The 18,307-nt window shown below is 71.0% G+C and carries 20 protein-coding genes; 5 read left to right on the top strand and 15 right to left on the bottom strand.

What is annotated here, in order from left to right; translation table 11 throughout:
• Window positions 1-16: 16 nt before the first annotated feature.
• The 5 genes from BN1701_RS23000 to BN1701_RS23020 form a co-directional block, all read right to left on the bottom strand.
• Window positions 17-1,057, bottom strand: a complete 1,041-nt coding sequence (locus BN1701_RS23000) for an anti-sigma-D factor RsdA (protein ID WP_054052108.1) — start codon at window positions 1,055-1,057, stop codon at window positions 17-19.
• On the bottom strand, window positions 1,058-1,630 hold the full coding sequence (locus BN1701_RS23005; protein ID WP_054052110.1) for a sigma-70 family RNA polymerase sigma factor: 573 nt from the start codon (window positions 1,628-1,630) through the stop codon (window positions 1,058-1,060).
• 286 nt (window positions 1,631-1,916) lie between these two features.
• Window positions 1,917-2,513, bottom strand: coding sequence for a response regulator transcription factor (locus BN1701_RS23010; protein WP_018682728.1), 597 nt, complete (start codon window positions 2,511-2,513; stop codon window positions 1,917-1,919).
• A 126-nt stretch (window positions 2,514-2,639) separates the two neighbouring features.
• On the bottom strand, window positions 2,640-3,542 hold the full coding sequence (locus BN1701_RS23015) for a hypothetical protein (protein ID WP_054052112.1): 903 nt from the start codon (window positions 3,540-3,542) through the stop codon (window positions 2,640-2,642).
• Window positions 3,539-4,561 (bottom strand): MerR family transcriptional regulator, encoded by a 1,023-nt coding sequence (locus BN1701_RS23020; protein WP_231949680.1) that lies wholly within the window; start codon window positions 4,559-4,561, stop codon window positions 3,539-3,541. Before BN1701_RS23020 ends, BN1701_RS23015 begins: the two co-directional genes overlap by 4 nt.
• Window positions 4,562-4,771: 210 nt before the next feature.
• Here BN1701_RS23020 and BN1701_RS23025 point away from each other — a divergent pair, with 210 nt between their 5' ends.
• Window positions 4,772-5,071: a WhiB family transcriptional regulator gene (locus tag BN1701_RS23025; RefSeq protein ID WP_054056061.1), complete on the top strand. Its 300-nt coding sequence runs from the start codon at window positions 4,772-4,774 to the stop codon at window positions 5,069-5,071.
• A 63-nt stretch (window positions 5,072-5,134) separates the two neighbouring features.
• Here the strand turns inward: BN1701_RS23025 and groL are convergent, their stop codons facing one another.
• Window positions 5,135-6,766: a chaperonin GroEL gene (gene groL / locus BN1701_RS23030; RefSeq protein WP_054052114.1), complete on the bottom strand. Its 1,632-nt coding sequence runs from the start codon at window positions 6,764-6,766 to the stop codon at window positions 5,135-5,137.
• Between the two features lie 78 nt (window positions 6,767-6,844).
• Complete coding sequence (gene groES, locus BN1701_RS23035) at window positions 6,845-7,138, bottom strand: co-chaperone GroES (RefSeq protein WP_054056062.1); 294 nt, start codon at window positions 7,136-7,138, stop codon at window positions 6,845-6,847.
• A 418-nt stretch (window positions 7,139-7,556) separates the two neighbouring features.
• Here groES and BN1701_RS23040 point away from each other — a divergent pair, with 418 nt between their 5' ends.
• Both BN1701_RS23040 and BN1701_RS23045 read left to right on the top strand, forming a co-directional pair.
• Window positions 7,557-9,218 carry an LPXTG cell wall anchor domain-containing protein gene (locus BN1701_RS23040; protein WP_172803302.1) on the top strand — a complete coding sequence of 554 codons (1,662 nt, stop codon included), beginning with the start codon at window positions 7,557-7,559 and terminating at the stop codon, window positions 9,216-9,218.
• Between the two features lie 10 nt (window positions 9,219-9,228).
• Window positions 9,229-9,714, top strand: coding sequence for a GNAT family N-acetyltransferase (locus BN1701_RS23045; protein WP_054052118.1), 486 nt, complete (start codon window positions 9,229-9,231; stop codon window positions 9,712-9,714).
• On the opposite strand, the gene tsaD is transcribed toward BN1701_RS23045, so the two are convergent.
• Genes tsaD through tsaB form a run of 3 tightly spaced genes read right to left on the bottom strand, consistent with a single transcriptional unit; the run spans window position 9,711 to window position 11,871 of the window.
• Window positions 9,711-10,754 carry a tRNA (adenosine(37)-N6)-threonylcarbamoyltransferase complex transferase subunit TsaD gene (tsaD, locus tag BN1701_RS23050; RefSeq protein ID WP_054052120.1) on the bottom strand — a complete coding sequence of 348 codons (1,044 nt, stop codon included), beginning with the start codon at window positions 10,752-10,754 and terminating at the stop codon, window positions 9,711-9,713. The two genes, BN1701_RS23045 and tsaD, sit on opposite strands and share 4 nt — an antisense overlap.
• Window positions 10,751-11,218 carry a ribosomal protein S18-alanine N-acetyltransferase gene (gene rimI, locus BN1701_RS23055; protein WP_054056063.1) on the bottom strand — a complete coding sequence of 156 codons (468 nt, stop codon included), beginning with the start codon at window positions 11,216-11,218 and terminating at the stop codon, window positions 10,751-10,753. The genes tsaD and rimI overlap by 4 nt, the downstream gene beginning before the upstream one ends.
• 2 nt (window positions 11,219-11,220) lie before the next feature.
• Complete coding sequence (tsaB, locus tag BN1701_RS23060) at window positions 11,221-11,871, bottom strand: tRNA (adenosine(37)-N6)-threonylcarbamoyltransferase complex dimerization subunit type 1 TsaB (protein ID WP_054052122.1); 651 nt, start codon at window positions 11,869-11,871, stop codon at window positions 11,221-11,223.
• A gap of 116 nt (window positions 11,872-11,987) precedes the next feature.
• Between tsaB and BN1701_RS23065 the strand changes: the two genes are divergently transcribed.
• Window positions 11,988-13,373: an acyl-CoA synthetase gene (locus tag BN1701_RS23065; protein ID WP_054056064.1), complete on the top strand. Its 1,386-nt coding sequence runs from the start codon at window positions 11,988-11,990 to the stop codon at window positions 13,371-13,373.
• Window positions 13,366-14,682, top strand: a complete 1,317-nt coding sequence (locus tag BN1701_RS23070) for a carboxyl transferase domain-containing protein (RefSeq protein WP_054052125.1) — start codon at window positions 13,366-13,368, stop codon at window positions 14,680-14,682. The genes BN1701_RS23065 and BN1701_RS23070 overlap by 8 nt, the downstream gene beginning before the upstream one ends.
• Window positions 14,683-14,758: 76 nt before the next feature.
• Here BN1701_RS23070 and BN1701_RS35930 read toward each other — a convergent pair whose 3' ends face one another.
• The 5 genes from BN1701_RS35930 to alr are packed head-to-tail and all read right to left on the bottom strand — an operon-like array spanning window position 14,759 to window position 18,187.
• Entirely contained in the window at window positions 14,759-14,899 is a 141-nt protein-coding gene (locus BN1701_RS35930; protein WP_157368173.1) for a hypothetical protein, read from the bottom strand.
• Complete coding sequence (locus BN1701_RS23075) at window positions 14,896-15,594, bottom strand: HAD family hydrolase (protein WP_054052129.1); 699 nt, start codon at window positions 15,592-15,594, stop codon at window positions 14,896-14,898. Before BN1701_RS23075 ends, BN1701_RS35930 begins: the two co-directional genes overlap by 4 nt.
• Before the next feature lie 4 nt (window positions 15,595-15,598).
• Window positions 15,599-16,054: a tRNA (adenosine(37)-N6)-threonylcarbamoyltransferase complex ATPase subunit type 1 TsaE gene (gene tsaE / locus BN1701_RS23080; protein WP_054052130.1), complete on the bottom strand. Its 456-nt coding sequence runs from the start codon at window positions 16,052-16,054 to the stop codon at window positions 15,599-15,601.
• On the bottom strand, window positions 16,047-17,117 hold the full coding sequence (locus BN1701_RS23085; RefSeq protein ID WP_054052132.1) for an alpha/beta fold hydrolase: 1,071 nt from the start codon (window positions 17,115-17,117) through the stop codon (window positions 16,047-16,049). The genes tsaE and BN1701_RS23085 overlap by 8 nt, the downstream gene beginning before the upstream one ends.
• A complete protein-coding gene (gene alr / locus BN1701_RS23090) occupies window positions 17,114-18,187 on the bottom strand; it encodes an alanine racemase (RefSeq protein ID WP_054052134.1) in 1,074 nt (357 codons plus the stop codon). Before alr ends, BN1701_RS23085 begins: the two co-directional genes overlap by 4 nt.
• Window positions 18,188-18,307: the final 120 nt, after the last annotated feature.

Genomic DNA, 18,307 nt, shown 5'->3' on the forward strand with positions numbered 1-18,307 from the left:
GCCCTCTTGTCGTTGCTCACGTCGTGGGCGGCTGTGGGTCCGGCTGCGTGCCTGCCACGCCCTGGCCCGCACCGCCCTGACCAGTACCTACCTGGCCCGCACCGGTCCCCGGATCCACCCTGGGCGCCTCGCTCTGCGGCTGCGTCACGGGCGGGGTGGTGGTCGGCGGTTCCTCGGTGGTGGTCGGCGGCACCGTCGTGGTGGTCGTCGTCGGCTGCTGGGTCGTGGGCTGCGGGGTGGTCGACGGCGGGCTGCTGGGCGCGACGGTGGTCGACACCGGCGCCACGGTGGTCGGGCTGCCCAGCGGCGGCGGGACGACCTCGTTGGCCGGGGTGCCCGGCAGCTGGCTCACCAAATCGGCGTGCCGCTGGGTCAAGTCGGCCTTGCCGTCCTCGGACGACACCGACGGTAGACCCGCCTGTGCGTCCTCAAGCTTGGACTTCGCCTCGGCCAGCTTGCCCTCGGCGAGCGCGGTCTGGGCGATCTGCAGGTCCTGGCGGACCGAGGCGGCGGCCTCGATGGACCGGGCGTGGTCGGCGTAGAGGACCTTGGTCAGGCCCCAGAGAGTGTCGCCGGGCTGCGCGTCGCGGGCGGCGAGGCCCGCGCCGGTGAAGGCGATGGCGATGGCGGCGGCCGCGGCGGCGAGCGGCACCAGCAGGCGCGGCTTGCGGATCCTGCGGGCCTTGGCGGCGAACACGGTGGCCACGGCGTACTTGGTGTCGACCAGTTCACCGATCGGGTCGGCGTCGACGTCGTCGCGCCAGGAGGACAGCAGCGCGGCCAGCTCGGCGTCCTGCGACTCCGGCCGCGTCGCGCTCTCGCCGCGGACAGCGGCGCCGAGTGCGTCGAGGAACGCGTCGTCGGCGTGCACCCGCGAGAAGTCGACCGCGTCGTCATCGAGGTCCGACGGGTCGAGCCCGTCGAACGAGTCGAGGTCGACATGGTCGCCGAACCGCAGGCCGAACGCACTGTGGACCACGTTCACCGGCTCGATGCGAGGCAGGGTGAGTTCTTCCTCATCATCGCGACGATTGTCGGGTCTGCCCTGGTCGGACACTCAGACCACCTCCTCCGCTGACAGAGTCTTGCGTAGCCGGGCCAAGGCCCGGTGTTGTGCCACTCGAACCGCTCCCGGGGTGGAGCCGACCGCCTCGGCCGTCTCCTCCGCCGACAGGCCGACCACAACCCGCAGCACTACGATCTCACGCTGCTTCTCCGGCAGGACGCGCAGGAGATCATTCATCCGCCTGCTCAGTTCACCCTGCATGGCACGCTGTTCGGGCCCGGCGTCGAGTTCCGGTTCATCAGGAACATCGGCGACGGGCTCGGTACGGTTACGAGCGGACGCCCGATGGGCATCGGCCACCTTGTGAGCGGCGATGCCGTAGACGAACGCCAAGAATGGACGGCCTTGGTCCCGGTAGCCAGGCAGTGCCGTCAACACCGCGAGACACACCTCCTGGGCCACGTCGTCCGCCGAGGCGAACGATCGTTCTTGCCTTCCGACACGGGCACGGCAATAGCGAACAACCAAGGGCCGAACGGATGCGAGCACGCGCCCGATCGCCTGAGGGTCGCCCTCGACGGCAGCGGTCACCGACGCGTCCAGTCCGTCCCCCAATGTGGTCATCGCAGATTGCAGCCCTGGCGTTACGAGTCGGGTCATCGTCGTCGCCCACGGTACCGGCCCCTGCCCGAGCACTCCGGGCGGTGCGGACTAGGAGGTAGGAGACTCGCCGGGATCGGCGTGACTCGCGACACAATAGCGGTCCTCATGTGAGACGGGACGACCCGGGGGCGCAGGTGTGACGCGCAAAACGGCACGTGGAGGAAAAACTCTGTAGAGACACGACGAGCCGTGCGTGCCCGTCCTGCTACGGGCACGCACGGCTCGCCGCCGACGCTGGTTTGGGCTCTTAGGAGACCAGGCCGCGCCGGAACCCGTGGGCGACCGCCTGAGCGCGGTCTCGCACGCCGAGCTTGCGGAACAAGCGCCGGGCGTGGGTCTTCACGGTGTCCTCTGACAAGTACAGCTCGCGGCCGATCTGGCCGTTGCTCTTGCCCTGACTCATCCCGCGCAGCACCTGCAGTTCACGATCGGTCAGCTGCACGCCCGGGTCGGACGGCTGGCGGGGGGCGGGCACCGACGTGCTCGCGAGCGTGTGGGCGAGGGCGGCCACAAGCTCGGGGCGCGAGGCGTCCCACCGGAGATATCCGCGGGCGCCGCCCGCGATCGCCGCGGCGATGCTGCCCGCGTCGTCGGGGGCACCGAAGACGATGACGTTCGCCTGCGGGTTCGCGGAGACGAGCCGACGCGTGGCTTCCACACCGGTGGGGACGGCGCGCTGGGTGCCGACGAGGACGACGTCCACCGGCTGCCGGGAGAAGCGAGCGAGCAGCTCGTCACCGTGCGCTACGCAGTCGATGCGACTGACCCCTGGCACAGCGGACATGACACGCGTCAAGCCCTCCCGCACACTGCGGCGGTCATCGCAGATCAAGACCGTCGTCACGGGGACTCCTTCCTGCAGCCGAGTGACGTTCCAATTCCCCTATCGGACGCTTCGCACCGAACCTTGACCCGATCCGGTGGTAAATCTGTCAACAAATCCGCCGGATGACCGTCTGGGTGCGTTCACCTAATCGGACCAACCCGAGAACAGCCAGGTCGGGACCCATGGCGAGGCCGCCGCGGCGGCGCGGGCGATCGGGTCGCTGTGTCGTAACACACCGTGCAGGGCGCGGGCCGCTGCGCGGCGATGTGCGTCGGCGTGTTCGGGATCGACGTCGGCGAGCACCAGCGCGCACGGCCACACCAACGGCCACAGTCCAAGCCGGGTGGCGTCGGCGTGGGCTCCGAAGATCAGCTCTTGGGCGCTGGGCCGCTCCCCGACGGCGGCCAGCGAGGCCCCCAGGACCAAGCTCGACTTGATCTGGTGACGGACCGAACCCGTTGCCTGGGCTGCCGCCGCGGCGGCTTCGGCCGGAGCGACAGCGGCATCCACCCGGCCCGCGCCGAGCTCGATCTCGGCGGCCACCCACCCGCGCCGGACCACTGCGCGCCACCCGGCGTTCACCGAGGCGGATTCGATTCCGAACAGCCTGCGCGCCTCGGCGGTGCGGCCCTGGCCGAGCGCGTCGGCGGCCAGGCCGAGCAGGACGTCGGACCGGGCGGCCGCGGCGTCGGCGGCCTGCGGGCCCGGCCGGTCTGGATGATCGCCATCGATGCCGTCCGGTCCGAGCAGATCGGACTCCGCGAGCCGACGCAGACCCGCGGAGTCGAAGGGCCGCGCGAGGGCGTGGCCGCCGACCTGGCGCAGGTGTGACGCACGGGTAGCCGAGGCCAGCGCGGCGATCACCGGATCGCTTCCGGAGATCAATAACCCCAGGTGGAAGGCCGCGGCGGCGTACCAGCCGCGACCACCCAGAGCGACCGCCGCGAGCCACGCATCGAGCGGATTTCCGGGGGTGGAACGGGCCACGCGATCGGGTGTCGCGCCAAACGCGGCGTCCCACCGGGCCGCCCGATCGTGGTCACTCACCTGGCGGAGTCTGTCTCACCGAGCACGACCGCCTCGATCCGGTCGACCGCCTCGGCGAGTTCGTCGAGGTGCTCGGCGCGGCCCGGCATGTCCGTGTCGAACCAGCCGGGCCCGCACGCGAACACGCGAAGGTGCTGGCGCGTGCGCGGAATCTGGTCGAGCACGGCCGCGTCGCCGTTGGCGGACACCTGCGCCCAGAGCGCCACCGCGGCGGGCGCGGTGCGGCGGACGGCGGCGGCCAGCGCGGTGGCGGGCAGGGTAGCGCCGAGCATCCGCGTGCTCAGCGAACGACGGGCGAGTGCGGCCCGCAGGACGTAGAGGGGCAGCGAGTGACGCTCGCCGGGGGCGCACGACAGCAGGATCGGCCGGGCATTGCGCGGGGCGGGCACCAGCGGTGTCGCGCGGATCATCGCGGCGAGGACGCACTCGTCGAGCAGGTGCTCGATCTCCACGCAGTCGCCCGCGTGCACCCAGCGGTTGGCCACCGCGGCGAGCACCGGGCGGACCATCGAGTCCCACGTGACCACGACGCCGTGTGCCTCGACCGCCTCGGCGATCATCCGCTGCACGGACTCCTCGTCCATCGCCAGCGCGGCCCGGCCCAGCCCGCCCGCGTCCGGCCGGTCGGGCGAGATCGAGGAGACCCAGTCGGCCTCCGGCTCGGCGGACTCGGCTGGCTCGACCCGGTCGGTCTGCTGGCCGCTGGACACGCGCAGCGCGTACTCGGCGGCCTCGGCGGGGGCGGCGCCCTTGAGCAGCGCGCGCTGCATCAGCTCCAAGCGCGCGATGTCGGACGGGGCATAGCGGCGGTGGCGTCCGGTCGTGTGGCCGCTGGGTCCGACGCCGTAGCGGCGGTCCCAGGTGCGCAGGGTCGCGGGCGCGATGCCGAGCCTGCGGGCGACGGCGGCGACCGGAAGGGTCGGTTCGCCCGACTCGTCCTCTTCGACCGCCGCTGGGTCGTCAGCGGCGGGCGCACCGTGCGTGGATCCGCTCGGTCTGGCCTGCTCGGATTTGGTCACCACATCACCATCGTCGGGTGACAACCAGTGTCCGGCAACTGGATACATGACCACGCTGCGTCGACTGGGTGATGCCGATCGGCTGAATCGCGGTACAAATGAGTCGATCACCCTTGAACAAGTATTGGCGCGGTTCTAGCGTGTAAGCCGCTGCACCGAATGGAGTATTGACCTTCATTCACCTCGACCCCAGACATGGAGGCGGCCATCATGGCGGACACTCGCAGGCTCCCCGGTCCGAACGCCGATGTGTGGGACTGGCAGCTCGACGGTTCGTGCAGAGGCATGGACAGCGCGTTCTTCTTCCACCCGGACGGAGAACGAGGTCCAGCCCGAGCCCGCCGCGAGTCCAAAGCCAAGGCGATCTGCCAGGCATGCCCGGTCCTGTCGCTGTGCCGAACCCACGCGCTTGCCGTCCACGAGCCCTACGGGATCTGGGGCGGGCTCTCGGAATCCGAGCGCGAGGCCATCATCAAGTCCGAGAAACGAACCCTCGCCGTCGCCAACTGACGAATGCGCGAAGGGCCCGCATGCGACGTGCCGGTCGCCTGCGGGCCCTTCGAGTCGTTCAGGTCAGTGGCCGTGCCCGTGACCATGGCCGTGGCCGTGGCCATGACCGGCGTCGGGCGCGTCTGCCTTCTTGTCCACCACGGCGCTCTCGGTGGTCAGGATCATCCTGGCGATCGAGGCGGCGTTGGCCACCGCGGACCGGGTGACCTTGACCGGGTCGACGACGCCGTCGGCGAGCAGGTCGCCGTAGGTGAGCTTCGCGGCGTTGAAGCCGTGGCCCCACGACAGCTCGGCGACCTTGTTGACCACGACCGCGCCTTCCTGGCCGCCGTTCGTGGCGATCCAGAACAGCGGCGCGGACAGCGCCTCGCGCACGATCGCGACACCGGTGGCCTCGTCGCCGGTGAGGCCGAGGTTGCCATCGAGCTCCTTGGCGACCTGGACCAGCGCCGAACCGCCGCCGGGCACGATGCCCTCCTCGACGGCGGCCTTGGTGGCCGCGACCGCGTCCTCGATGCGGTGCTTGCGCTCCGACAGCTCGGTCTCGGTCGGCGCGCCGACCTTGATCACCGCGACGCCGCCGGACAGCTTGGCCAGCCGCTCCTGCAGCTTCTCGCGGTCCCAGTCGGACTCGGTGGCCTCGATCTCCTTGCGCAGCTGCTCGGCGCGCCCGGCGATGTCGGCCTTGTCGCCGCCACCCTCGACCAGCGTGGTCTCGTCCTTGCTGACCACGACGCGGCGGGCGGTGCCCAGCGAGTCGAGGGTCGCCTCGGACAGCTTGAGACCGACCTCGGCGGCGATGACCTGGCCGCCGGTGACGACGGCGAGGTCGTCGAGGAACGCCTTGCGGCGGTCGCCGAAGAACGGCGCCTTGACCGCGACGGCCTTGATCGTCTTGCGCAGGGCGTTGACGACCAGCGTCGACAGCGCCTCACCCTCGACGTCCTCGGCGATGATCAGGACGGACTTGCCGGACTCGGCGACCTTCTCCAGGATCGGCAGCAGATCGGCCAGCGCGGAGATCTTGTCGCGGTGCAGCAGGACGTAGGTGTCCTCCAGCACGGCCTCCTGCGCCTCCGGGTCGGTGGCGAAGTGGGCCGAGACGAAGCCCTTGTCGAACTGCACACCTTCGGTGATGACGAGCTCGGTGGCCAGCGTGGAGGACTCCTCCACGGTGATCACACCGTCCTCGCCGACCTTCTCGATGGCCTCACCGAGCAGCGCGCCGATCGACGCGTCGCGGGAGGCGACGGTGCCGACCTGGGCGATGTTGTCGCGCCCCTTGACCGGGGTCGCCTTCGCCAGCAGCGAAGCGACCACAGCGTCCGATGCGGCCTGGATGCCCCGCCCGATGCTGGTCGGGTTCGCACCGGCGGCGACGTTGCGCAGGCCGACGCGCACCAGCGCCTGAGCCAGCACGGTCGCGGTGGTGGTGCCGTCGCCCGCGACATCGTTCGTCTTGGTGGCGACATTCTTGGCGAGCTGCGCACCGAGGTTCTCGAACGAGTCCTCGAGCTCGATCTCACGAGCGATGGTCACACCGTCGTTGGTGACGGTCGGACCACCGAACTTCTTGGCGAGCACGACGTGCCGCCCGCGCGGGCCGAGAGTGACCTTGACCGCGTCGGCGAGCTTGTTCACCCCGCGCTCAAGGGCCCGACGAGCGTCCTCGTCGAAACTGATCTGCTTGGGCATTGCTCCCTCTCTATAGCCGAACGCCCCGGCTGGCCCCCGCAGGGGCCCGCCGGGGCGTTCAACTGGTCAGCCGGGTTGTCAGTTGATGACAGCCAGCACGTCGCGAGCGGAGAGGATGAGGTACTCCTCGCCGTTGTGCTTGATCTCAGTGCCGCCGTACTTGGAGTAGATGACGACGTCACCGACCGCCACGTCCACGGGGACGCGGTTGCCCTTGTCGTCGATCCGGCCCGGACCCACAGCCAGGACCTTGCCCTCCTGGGGCTTCTCCTTGGCGGTGTCCGGGATGACCAGACCAGAAGCGGTCGTGGCCTCGGCCTCGCTCGCCTGGACGATGATCTTGTCCTCGAGTGGCTTGATGTTGACGCTCACCGCTGTGACCTCCACGGGTCGTCGAAAGCGTTGGCAGGTACCTAGATGGAACGGCGCCTGCCACCCCGCCGTCGCGGGGGCCGGGGCGGTACTGGTGCCGTACAACTGGCACTCTACCCACGCGACTGCTAACCCTGCAACGCGCCCCTCGTGTGGCCTGGATCAATCTCACTATCCGACCCGATTGGGGCATCCGCGTTCCGCAATGGTTCCGCGTCGACCTCATCGGGCGGTGACTGTGTAACCAGGGGTGACCTTAGTAGTAAGGCCGCAACGCGCCCCCTTTGTGGTGTGGGTCAACCTCCGCCCCGTCACCCGATCGAGTTACGCCTGAGCTAATGTGCGCACGCAACTGGTCGTTTTCGGCCATCTGGGGTGCTGGCGTCGGGGGACAGCCATGACCTTTTTGGGGACAGCCATGACCGCGACCCGGTCCAGCCGCTTAGCGGCGCTTGTCGTTGGGGCGGCTTTGACGGGACTCGCGCTGGGCGGCACCGCCGCCGCCGCGCAGCCCTCGTCGTCGCCCACCATTCCTACCGCTCCGGTTGTCGACGGCCTCGACATCGAGGTCGGCTTCGAGAAGGACACCTACCTCACCGGTGAGGAGGTCGTCGCAACGGCGACGATCACCAACACCACCGATGCGCCGATCGAGCACGTGATCGCCTACTCGTCGGGCAAGGATGGCGTCCACTTCACCGCCGACGCGGGCGAGTTCACCTGGAACGGGAACAACCCGTCGGGCGGCACGCTCGACGCACACGAGACTGTCGAGATCGACTTCGTCGCGCACGTCGGCAACGTGAACGCGACGAAGGTCGAGCTGATGGGCTACATCGGCATCAAGCCGGAGGGCTCCGGGCTTCCGCTGTTCCCCCTGGCTGAGGCGAAGGTCGAGAAGCGCACCGGCTACTTCGGCGGAACGGTTTACGCCGACCGCAACGGCAACCAGACGCTCGACGATGGCGAGGTGCTCGCCGGGGCGAAGATCACCGCGGGCAACGCGTACTTCAACGACGACCGGCCCGCGACCACGACCGACGCCGCAGGGCGCTTCCGGATCGACAACGTCGCGACGGTCCCCTACCTCGTGTTCGTGGAGGACAAGGACGGCTGGACCTTCCAGTACCAGCAGGTCAAGGTCGACACGACCGACGCCAACGCGAACGTCGTCTTCCGTGGCGTCGGCCAGTTCAACCAGAGCCTGACGGCTTCCATCGCCTTCACCAAGCAGCGGTACCAGGTCGGCGACATGGCCGAGATGAAGGTGACGCTGACCAACACCGGCAGCGTGCCGCTCTCCGGGATCAAGGCGAACTGCGACCGGGTCGGCGACAGCCCCGACCACGTCACCTGGGGCGACAAGCTCTGGGGTGACCTCGGTCACGAAGGCGCGGGCGCCCAGGTCGGTGTTGGCGAGACCAAGGTGATCACGGTCTCCGGCAAGGTGCCCGCGAGCGCGGACACCTACGGCATCGTGCACGTGGCGTGCGACTTCGGCTTCGACAGCTCCGCCAACCCGGAGGCGAACGCGTGGGCGTTCGTGGGTGCGGAGAACGCGGTCGGCAGCATGTCGATCACCGCCTTCGCGAACAAGTCGGGCAGCGACGAGTGGTACCAGGACGGCGAGGAGGTGCCCGGCCTCGACGTCAGCCTGATCGACCTGACCTCGAAGAAGGTCGTGGTCACCGTGAGGTCCGACGCCAAGGGCAAGGCCGACTTCAAGAACGTCCCGGTCGGCGTGTACGACATCGCGTTCTCTGGCGGCTGGGCCCGCAAGGACACCCGGGGCGACATCCACGTCACCAAGAAGTGCAAGTACGGCTGTGACTCGTACATGGAGGTCGTGAAGTCGGGTAACCCGCAGCCGACCCCGACCACCACCCCCACCACGACGACGGCCGCGCCCGTCCAGACGACGACCACCACCCCGGCCCCGCAGGCCAAAGCCGGGTCGGGCGACCTCCCGAACACCGGTGCCAGCGTGGTCTGGCCCGCGATCGCCGGTCTGTCGGCGGTGCTGCTCGGCGGCGTGGCGGTGTTCGTAACTCGGAGGCGGAGGAAGACCGTCGCCGAGTAACTTCGGCCAGGTGATCATTCGGAACGGGCTGCCCGCGGATTTCCCTCGACTCCAGGAGATCGAGGTCGACGCGGGTGGCCCGTTCCGCGCATTCGGGATGGCCGACATCGCCGACATGCCGCCACCCACGACCGAACAACTGCGCTCGTACCTCGGTCGGTGCTGGGTCGCCGAGGCGGACATCGTCGCGGCGTACCTGCTGGCCGACGCGGTCGGTGGCTGCGCGCACATCGCCCAGGTCAGCCTCGATCAGCGGTTCCGCGGGCAGCGGACCGGGCAGCGACTGATCGACCACGTCGAGCAGTGGGCGAAGGCCAACGACCTCGCGGCCCTCACGTTGACGACCTTCCGGGACATCCCCTGGAACGCGCCCTACTACGAGCGGATCGGGTTCCGCGTGGTCGAGCCGACGCCTGCGCTCGCCGAGTTGGTCGAGCATGAGGCGAGCATTGGCCTGGACCCGGACACCCGGGTCTGTATGCGGCGCGAGTTCTAGACAGACACCGTCGACACGGGCAGGGCCGGGTTGGCCGAGAGGTCCAACGACGACGGCTCCACGCCCGCCGCCACGAGGTGTGCGCCCAGTGCGGCCATCATGGCGCCGTTGTCGGTGCAGAGGCGGGGGCGGGGGACGCGCAATTCGATGCCTGCCGCAGCGCAGCGTTCGGCGGCGAGGACCTTGAGGCGGGAGTTGGCCGCGACGCCGCCGGAGATGATCATCGTGTCGATGCCGAGATCGGTGGCGGCGCGGACGGCCTTCATGGTCAGCACGTCGGCCACGGCCTCCTGGAAGGACGCCGACACGTCGTCGACCGGAACCTCCAGGCCGTCGCGTTCCTGGGCCTCGACCCAGCGGGCGACGGCGGTCTTGAGGCCCGAGAAGGAGAAGTCGTACTTGGCGTCGCGGGGGCCGGTCAGGCCCCGGGGGAAGGCGATGGCCGACGGGTTGCCGCGCTGGGCGGCGCGGTCGATCGGGGGGCCGCCTGGGTAGGGCAGGCCGATGACGCGCGCGACCTTGTCGTAGGCCTCGCCCGCGGCGTCGTCGATGGTGGAGCCGATCTCGGTGATCTTGCCGGAGAGGTCGTCGATGCGAAGCAGCTGGCTGTGGCCGCCGGAAACCAGCAGGGCCAGGCACGGTGACGGCAGCGGGCCGTGGTCGAGCGTGTCGGCCGCGACGTGGCCCGCGAGGTGGTTGGCGCCATAGAGCGGGACGTCCAGGGCCATCGCGTACGCCTTGGCCGCCGACACCCCGACCAGCAGCGCGCCGGACAGGCCGGGGCCGCAGGTGACCGTGATCGCGTCCACATCGGACAGTGCGAGGCCCGCGCTGTCGAAGGCCCGCCGCATGGTCGGGACCATGGCCTCCAGGTGCGCCCGGCTGGCGATCTCGGGCACCACGCCGCCGAAGCGCACATGCTGCTCGACGCTGGAGGCGACCTCGTCGGCAAGCAGCTCAACGGCACCGTCGGCGCCCAGGCGCACGATGCCGACGCCGGTCTCGTCGCAGGAGCTCTCGATTCCCAGGATGATCGTCACGTGGTCTCCAGGCTGGCGCGCTCGGGCCGGACCATGGTGAAGGCGTCGGCGCCGGAGGGCTGGTAGTAGCGCCGGCGCAGGCCGACTGTGGTGAAGCCGTGCGCCTCGTAGAGCGCGATGGCCGATGAGTTGTCGGTGCGGACCTCAAGGAACACCGCGGCGTTCTCCTGGTCGGCCCGGTCCAGCAGGGCGCACAGCAGGGCCCGGCCGACGCCCTGGCGCTGCCACGCCGGGTCGACCCCGATGGTGTGCACGCTGGCTTCCATGTCCCCCGGCGCGCCCGCCAGCGACAGGCCCGCGTAGCCGACGAGTTGACCCTTTGCGTAGGCGCCGAGGTAGTAGTGGCCCCAGTCGAGTTCGGCGGCGAACGCCGACTCGCTCCACGGGTCCTCGCCCGCGAACAGCACCTGCTCCAGTTCCGCGCAGCGCGCCGCGTCCGCGCGTCGCAGCGGCTGCAGGCGCACGGTCATCTCGCGCTCACCCGCTTGCGCGCGCCCGGCTCGACGGCGTCGGGCCTGCGCAGGTAGAGCGGGGTGAGCGGGCCGGGGGTGCCTTCCAGGTCGGCGGCGGCGACCAGGCCCGCCGGGCTCGGGTGCTCTGGGCCGACGACGGGCAGGCCGAAGTCGTAGAGCTTGGCGCCGTAGCCCGCCACGCGCGTGACGCCGAGTTCGGCGACGCGGGCGGCGACGGCCGCGGGCGCGCTGACGTCGGGCTCGGTCAGCCGGGTGCCGTCGTAGGCGGCCCAGTACACCTCGCGGCGGCGCGCGTCGGTGACCACGAGCAGGCGCTCGCCGGGCACGTCGGCGGCGATGGCGTCGAGCGAGCAGACCGGGAAGACGGGCCGGTCGAGGCTGTGGCCGAGCGCGGCGGCGGTGACCATGCCCGCGCGTAGCCCGGTGAACGGGCCAGGGCCGATGCCGCAGACGATCGCGTCGACCTCGGCGAACGTGCGGCCTGCCGCGGCGAGCGCGTCTCTCAGGTGCGGGGCGAGCAGTTCACCGTGCGCCTTGGCGTCGACGGTCACGCACTCGGCGAGCACGCGCGGGCGTCCATCGGTCAGTTCGACGACGCCGGCGGTGACCGCGGGCGTTGCGGTGTCCACAGCGAGTACCAGCACGGTTGTCAAGAGTACGAGGGCGGTGACAAGGCTCGCATAGCGCGGTCGCAAACGCTTGCGCACGTGATCGTCGCAACTGCCCGTGACGGTGTCGCACCACTAGGGTTGGGCGGGTGCTGCTGCCCACCCTGGCCGCGCCGGACGAGCGGGAAGCCGTCCGGTTCGGGAGCGCCGTCCTGACCCACGCCGATCTCGCGGGCGCCGCCAAGGCCGTGGCCGCCAGGCTCGGCACCGCGCGCCGCGTCGCGGTGTGGGCCGAACCAACCCCGCAGACCTGCGTCGCCGTGGTCGGCGCGCTGCTCGCGGGGGCCGCGGTGGTGCCGATCAACCCGAAGGTCGGCGAACGGGAGCTGGCGCACATCCTGGGCGACAGCGCGCCGGAGGTCACGATCGGCGGGCCGTCCGCGGACTTCGTGGTCGACCTGGCCGAGCGGCTCGACGGGCCACTACCCGCCGAGGCCGATCCGGAGTCGCCCGCGTTCATCGTCTACACCTCGGGCACCACCGGCCCGCCCAAGGGCGTCCTGCTGCCCCGCCGCGCGATCGCCACGAACCTCGACGCACTGGCCGACGCGTGGGAGTGGACCGCGGCCGACGTCGTCGTGCACGCGCTGCCGCTGTTCCACGTCCACGGTCTGATCCTGGGCGTCCTCGGCCCGCTGCGTCGGGGCGGCGCGGTGTGGCACCTGGGCCGGTTCGACACCGCCGCGCTCGCCGACGCGCTGACCAGCGGCGCGACGATGATGTTCGGCGTCCCGACGATGTATCACCGGCTCGCCGCCGACTGCGAGGCCGACCCGGCGCTGGCCGCCGCCGTGGGTCGGGCGCGGCTGCTGGTGTCCGGTTCGGCCGCGCTGCCCGCCACCGACCACGCGCGGATCACCCGCGCGACCGGCCAGGCCGTGGTCGAGCGCTACGGGATGACCGAGACGCTGATGAACTGCGGCGTGCGCGCGTCGGCCGACCGGCGGCCGGGCACGGTGGGACCGCCGATCGACGGCGTCGAGGTGCGGCTGGTCGACGAGGCGGGAGCGCTGGTCGCCGACGGCGAGATCGGCGAGATCGAGGTCCGCGGCCCGAACCTGTTCCTGGGCTACCTCAACCGCCCCGAGGCCACCGCCGAGGCCTTCCGCGACGGCTGGTTCCGCACCGGCGACATGGCCGTCCGCGAGTCCGAGGGCTATATCCGCATCGTCGGCCGCCGCGCCACCGACCTGATCAAGAGCGGCGGCTACAAGATCGGCGCGGGCGAGATCGAGAACGCGCTGCTCGACCACCCCGGGGTCGCCGAGGTCGCGGTGACGGGCGAGCCGGACGACGACCTCGGCGAGCGGATCGTGGCCTGGGTGGTCCCAGCGGGCGAGCGGCCGACGGCGGAGGAACTGGCCGACCACGTCGCCGCGCTGCTCTCCCCGCACAAGCGGCCGAGGGTCGTGCGCTTCCTGGAATCCTTGCCCCGCAACGAGATGGGCAAGGTCACCAAGCGAGCGCTGCATGCCTGACGAGGGAGCCCGCCACGTCATCGCGGCCGTCGCATCGGACTTCGTCGAGTTCCCCGGCTCGGCGACGCCCGGCGACGGGCCGATCGGGTGGGAGGGATACGGCGCGTCGAAGGAGCGCGCCATGGCGGCCTCGGGTGAGACCGAGTCGGTGGTGTGCGGCGAGGGCAAGATCGGCGGCACGGACGCGGTGCTGATCGTGTTCGACTTCCGGTTCCTCGGCGGGTCGGTCGGCACCAAGACGGGCGACCGCATCGAGCACGCGTTCACCCGCGCCCGCGAGACGCGCACGCCGCTGGTGTCGCTGATCGCGACCGGGGGCAGCCGGATGCACGAGGGAATGCTGTCCCTGCGCCAACTCCAGCGCGTCGCGCGGCAGTCGGCGCTGCTGCGGGAGGCCGGGGTGCCGCAGGTCTCGGTGCTGCGCGACCCGACGACGGGCGGACTGTGGGCCTCCCTCGGCGCGGGCGCGGACGTGACCATCGGGGTCGCGGGCGCGCGAGTCGGGTTCGCAGGCAGCCGCGTGCGGCCCGCCGTCGATGTCGACGATCCGGCGTATACCTCGGAAGGGCAGTTCGCGAACGGGCACATCGATGAGGTGTGCGAGTTCGAGGACCTGGGGGCCGTGCTCGCGGAATGGTTGGTACTGCTGACTTCCGGCACGCCGGAGCCACCGGCCGTACCCCGCGCGCTGGGGTCCGCGGCGGCGCTGGACGGCTGGGCGGCCGTGCGGCAGGCGCGGTCGGCGGTCAGGCCGCACGCGGAGTCCTATTTGGACGATTACTTCGACCTCCGGCGCGAGATCTCCGGGGACCGCGCGGGCGGGGTCGATCCGGGGATGCTGTGCGGGATCGGGCTCGTCGGCCACCACGCCGTCGCCTACGCCGCGCAGACCGGCACCGCGACGACGCCTTCCGGGTTCCGCCTGGCGGCCCGGCTGATCCGGCTGGCCGAGCGGCTCGACCTCGCGGTGCTGACCCTGGTGGACACCCCGGGCGCGGCCAACGACGCGGCGGCTGAGCGGGCGGGGGTCGGCCCGGCCATCGCGGACCTGTTCGCCACCGTGGCGGCGGCGCGGGTGCCGATCACGACCCTGGTGATCGGCGAGGGCGGCTCCGGCGGCGCCCTCGCACTCGCCGCACCCGACCGCACCTGGATAACCCCGGACGCGTACTTCTCCGTCATCGCCCCAGAACTCTGCGCCGCCATCCTCAAACGCGACGCGAGCGAGATCCCGGCGACGGCGGAACAACTCCGCCTCCGCCCGCAGGACCTGCTCGACCTGGGCGTTGTCCGGGGTATCGCCTACTAGATCGCACCCGGTCTGGGATTGTTCGACAATCCTACGTTTCAACAAGGGGATTGTTGAACACCCGCTGGGCCGGATCTCAGTCCGTCTGCTGACCCGAGTCCAGCAGGGCAACCGCCTCATCCCACGGGATCGGCGGCTCCGCCTTGGCGAGCACGTCCGCCGCCCGCCTCGACCAATACGCGTCTTCGAGGTCATCGAAAGCGTCGGCTTCGGTCATACCCAGCGGTCCAGGATCGCGGGCAGGTCCGACAGCCGGTGCAGGACCGCGTCCGGTTCGACCTCCACCGGCAGCTGCTGCTCCACCGGGATCACACTGTGCGGGATGAACACCGCCCGCATCCCGGCCGCCTTCGCGCCGCTGATGTCGTCGTGGGGGCGGTCGCCGACGTAGACGCAGTCGGCCGGGTCGTCCACGCCCACCGCTCGCATCGCGGTTTCGAAGGAGACTCGGTGGGGCTTGGTGTACTCCAGGTCGCTGCTCCACACGCACGCGTCGAACAGGTCGCGGACGCCGTCGCGGATCAGGATCTCCTCGTGCCAGGCCGCGGGCCAGGAGGTCGAGGACAGCACGCCGGTACGCAAGCCTCGGCCCCGAAGCTCGGCCAGCAGCGGCGCGACCTCGGGGTCGGTGTACGTGGCCTGGTCCCAATGGGCGCGCAGCGCGACCAGGGCGCGCTCCTCGGCGGGATGACCCGCGTCGGCCATCATCTCCAGCAGGTGAAACGCGGTGGCGTCGGTGCGGCTGCGGTGCCACGCGGCGTCGTCGGCGGCGCGCAGGACGGCGGCGAGCGCGTCGGCGGCCTCGGGGTCGTCGGCGTGGACGACGTCGGCGTAGGCCCGCCAGGCGACGTGCATGTCCATAGTCACCCAGGGGGTCAGCGTGCCGCCCCAGTCGAAGATCACCGCGCGCATGCGTTCACCCTATCCGGCGGCTGGTCCACGTCCCATGGGGTTCCAGGGTGGCCACCCTGGTGTCGTCGGGCCGCCGGTCGAGCCGGATGAGCAGGTGGTCGTCGGAGAGCCGCTCGGCGGCGCCGTCGCCCCATTCGACCACGACGACCGCCTCGACCAGTTCGGTGTCCAGGTCCAGGTCGTCCAGCTCGGTGAGGTCGCCGCCGAGCCGGTAGGCGTCGACGTGGACCAGCGGGATGCCGCGGGTGCCCGCCTGGTGCTCGCGGGCGATGATGAACGTCGGGCTGCTGACCCGCCCCTGCACGCCGAGTCCGGCCGCGATCCCCTTGGCCACCACCGTCTTCCCCGCGCCCAGCGGACCCGCCAGCAGGACCAGGTCACCCGCGTGCAGGGTCGCGCCCAGCCTGCGGCCGAAGTCGAGGGTGTCCTCGACCGCGGGCAGTTCGATCGTCTCAGCCACGCCGCCACCACTTCTTCCTGGTCTCGGGCCCCGGCACGCACTCGCGCAGGAACGCCACCAGGTGCTCGTTCACGAACTCGGGTTGCTCCATCATGACCATGTGCCCGGCGCCGCGCGCGCGGACCAGGGTCGCGTCGGGTAACTCAAGGGCGATCCGCTCGGCGTGCTGGAACGGGGTCATCCAGTCCGCGTCGCCGCTGAGCACGAGCACCGGGCAATGCTTGAGCCCGGCGAGCGCGGCGTAGCGGTTGTGGCTGCCCAGGGTCTCGATGAAGTCGGCGAGTACGCGCACCGGGGTCACGTCCAGCATCTCCATGAGGAAGTCGACCAGACTCGGGCTCACGCTGCGCGACCCGAACCCGAGCGTGCGCACGGCCGACCGGGTCAACTGGCCGCCGCTCGCTCGCACCAGCTCGACCAGGCCGGGCTGCCAGTCGGCGAACCGGCCGAGATAGCGGGTCAGCGGGTTGTACTTCGACAGCAGCGGCCGCGACAGCCCGTGGCGGCCGACCTCGCCCGCCGATGTGCCGATGAGCGCGACCCCGCTGACCCGTTCGGCGAACAATTCCGGCCGTGACTCAGCCAGCGCCATGATCGCCATGCCGCCCATCGAGTGTCCGATGAGGACGATCGGACCCTCGGGAGCCACCGCGCGGACGACATCGTCGAGGTCGGCGGCGAGCTGGTCGATCGTGCTCGTTGACTCGTCGGCCAACTCGGAGCGGCCGTGGCTGCGGTGGTCGTAAAGCACCTGGCGCACCCGGGGGCCGGTCAGTTCGGCCAGGTCACGGCGCTGGAAGTGCCAGCACTTGCGGCTCAGCGCGAACCCGTGCACCAGCACGACGGTCACCTCTGGGTCGCCGTCGACCGGGTCGACCTCCTCGACCGACAGCGCGACCCCGTCGGCGGCGGCCACGGTGCTGATGCGGTCGGGTTCCAGCCTGCCCAGCGGCTCGTCGGGGTAGAGCTCCTCTGGCCTGCGCGCCCTGGCGACCCCGGCGACCAGCGCGCCGCCCGCGACCGCCATCCCGACCCCGGCCAACACGCGGTTGCGCATGCTCATCCGACATACCTGCGCACGAGCCTGGGCCGGTACATGCCGGTGACGATCTCGTAGTCGATCGTGCCGAGCGTGTCGGCCCACTCCCGCGCGGTCGGCTCGCCGCGGTCGCCGGGGCCGAACAGCACGACCTCGTCGCCGACGCGGACCTCGTCGTCACCGCAGTCGACCAGGATCTGGTCCATGCAGACGCGCCCGCGCACCGGCCTGCGGATCCCGCCGAGCAGCACGTCGAACCGGCCCGACAGCAGGCGCGGAACACCGTCCGCGTAACCGACCGGGACCAACGCCAGAGTGGTCGGGCGCTCCGCGGTCCAGGACTGTCCATAGGAGACAGACTTGCCCGCGTCGATCCGCTTGGTGAGCGCGACCGACGAGCGGAAGGTCATCGCGGGACGGAGGTCTTCCTTGGTGGGCAAGGGATTCAGCCCATACATCGCGATGCCGACGCGAACCATGTCGAAACGCAGGTCCGGCCGGTCCAAAGTGGCCGCCGAGTTCGCGAGGTGCCGCTTGGGAGTGAGCCCCGCGTCCAGCGCGACCTGATACGCGTCGGCGAAACGCTTGGCCTGGCTGTCGACCGAGGGATGGCCGGGCTCGTCGGCGCAGGCCAGGTGCGACCACACCGCGTAGACCTCGTTGTCCGACGCCGCCGCCGCTTTCACCAGGTCCGGCCACAGCTCGTGCGGGCAGCCATTGCGGCAGAGACCGGTATCGATCTTGAGGTGGATCCGCCTGCCGGACAGCCCGCGCAACTGCTCGACTGAGGACACCGCCAGGTCGACGTCCGGCGGCACCTCGGCCCCCGGCACGTCCAACCAGGCCAAGATCGGCGCGTCGATCCCGGCCGCCCGCAGGGCCGCCGCCTCAGCCGCCGAACACGACCCGAGCCAGGTCGCGCCTGCTTCGAGAGCGGCCCGCGCCACCTCGACCGCGCCATGGCCGTAGCCGTCGGCCTTGACCACCGCCATCGTCTCGGCGTCCCCGGCGCGGGCGGCCAGCAGCGCGACATTGTGCCGCACCGCACCAAGATCGACGGTGACCTCGGCCCGCGGGGGCGTCTGAGCAGCCATAAGGAAATCGTGGCACACCCCCGCGCAGCCCCCACCCTCCCGGGGGGACGCCAGGGCTCCGGCAAAGTCGATCACCCTGGATGCGGGGCGGGCGCAACCCTTGTTGATCATGTGGGTGTT

This window comes from Alloactinosynnema sp. L-07 (assembly GCF_900070365.1).
Taxonomy (GTDB): Bacteria; Actinomycetota; Actinomycetes; order Mycobacteriales; family Pseudonocardiaceae; genus Actinokineospora.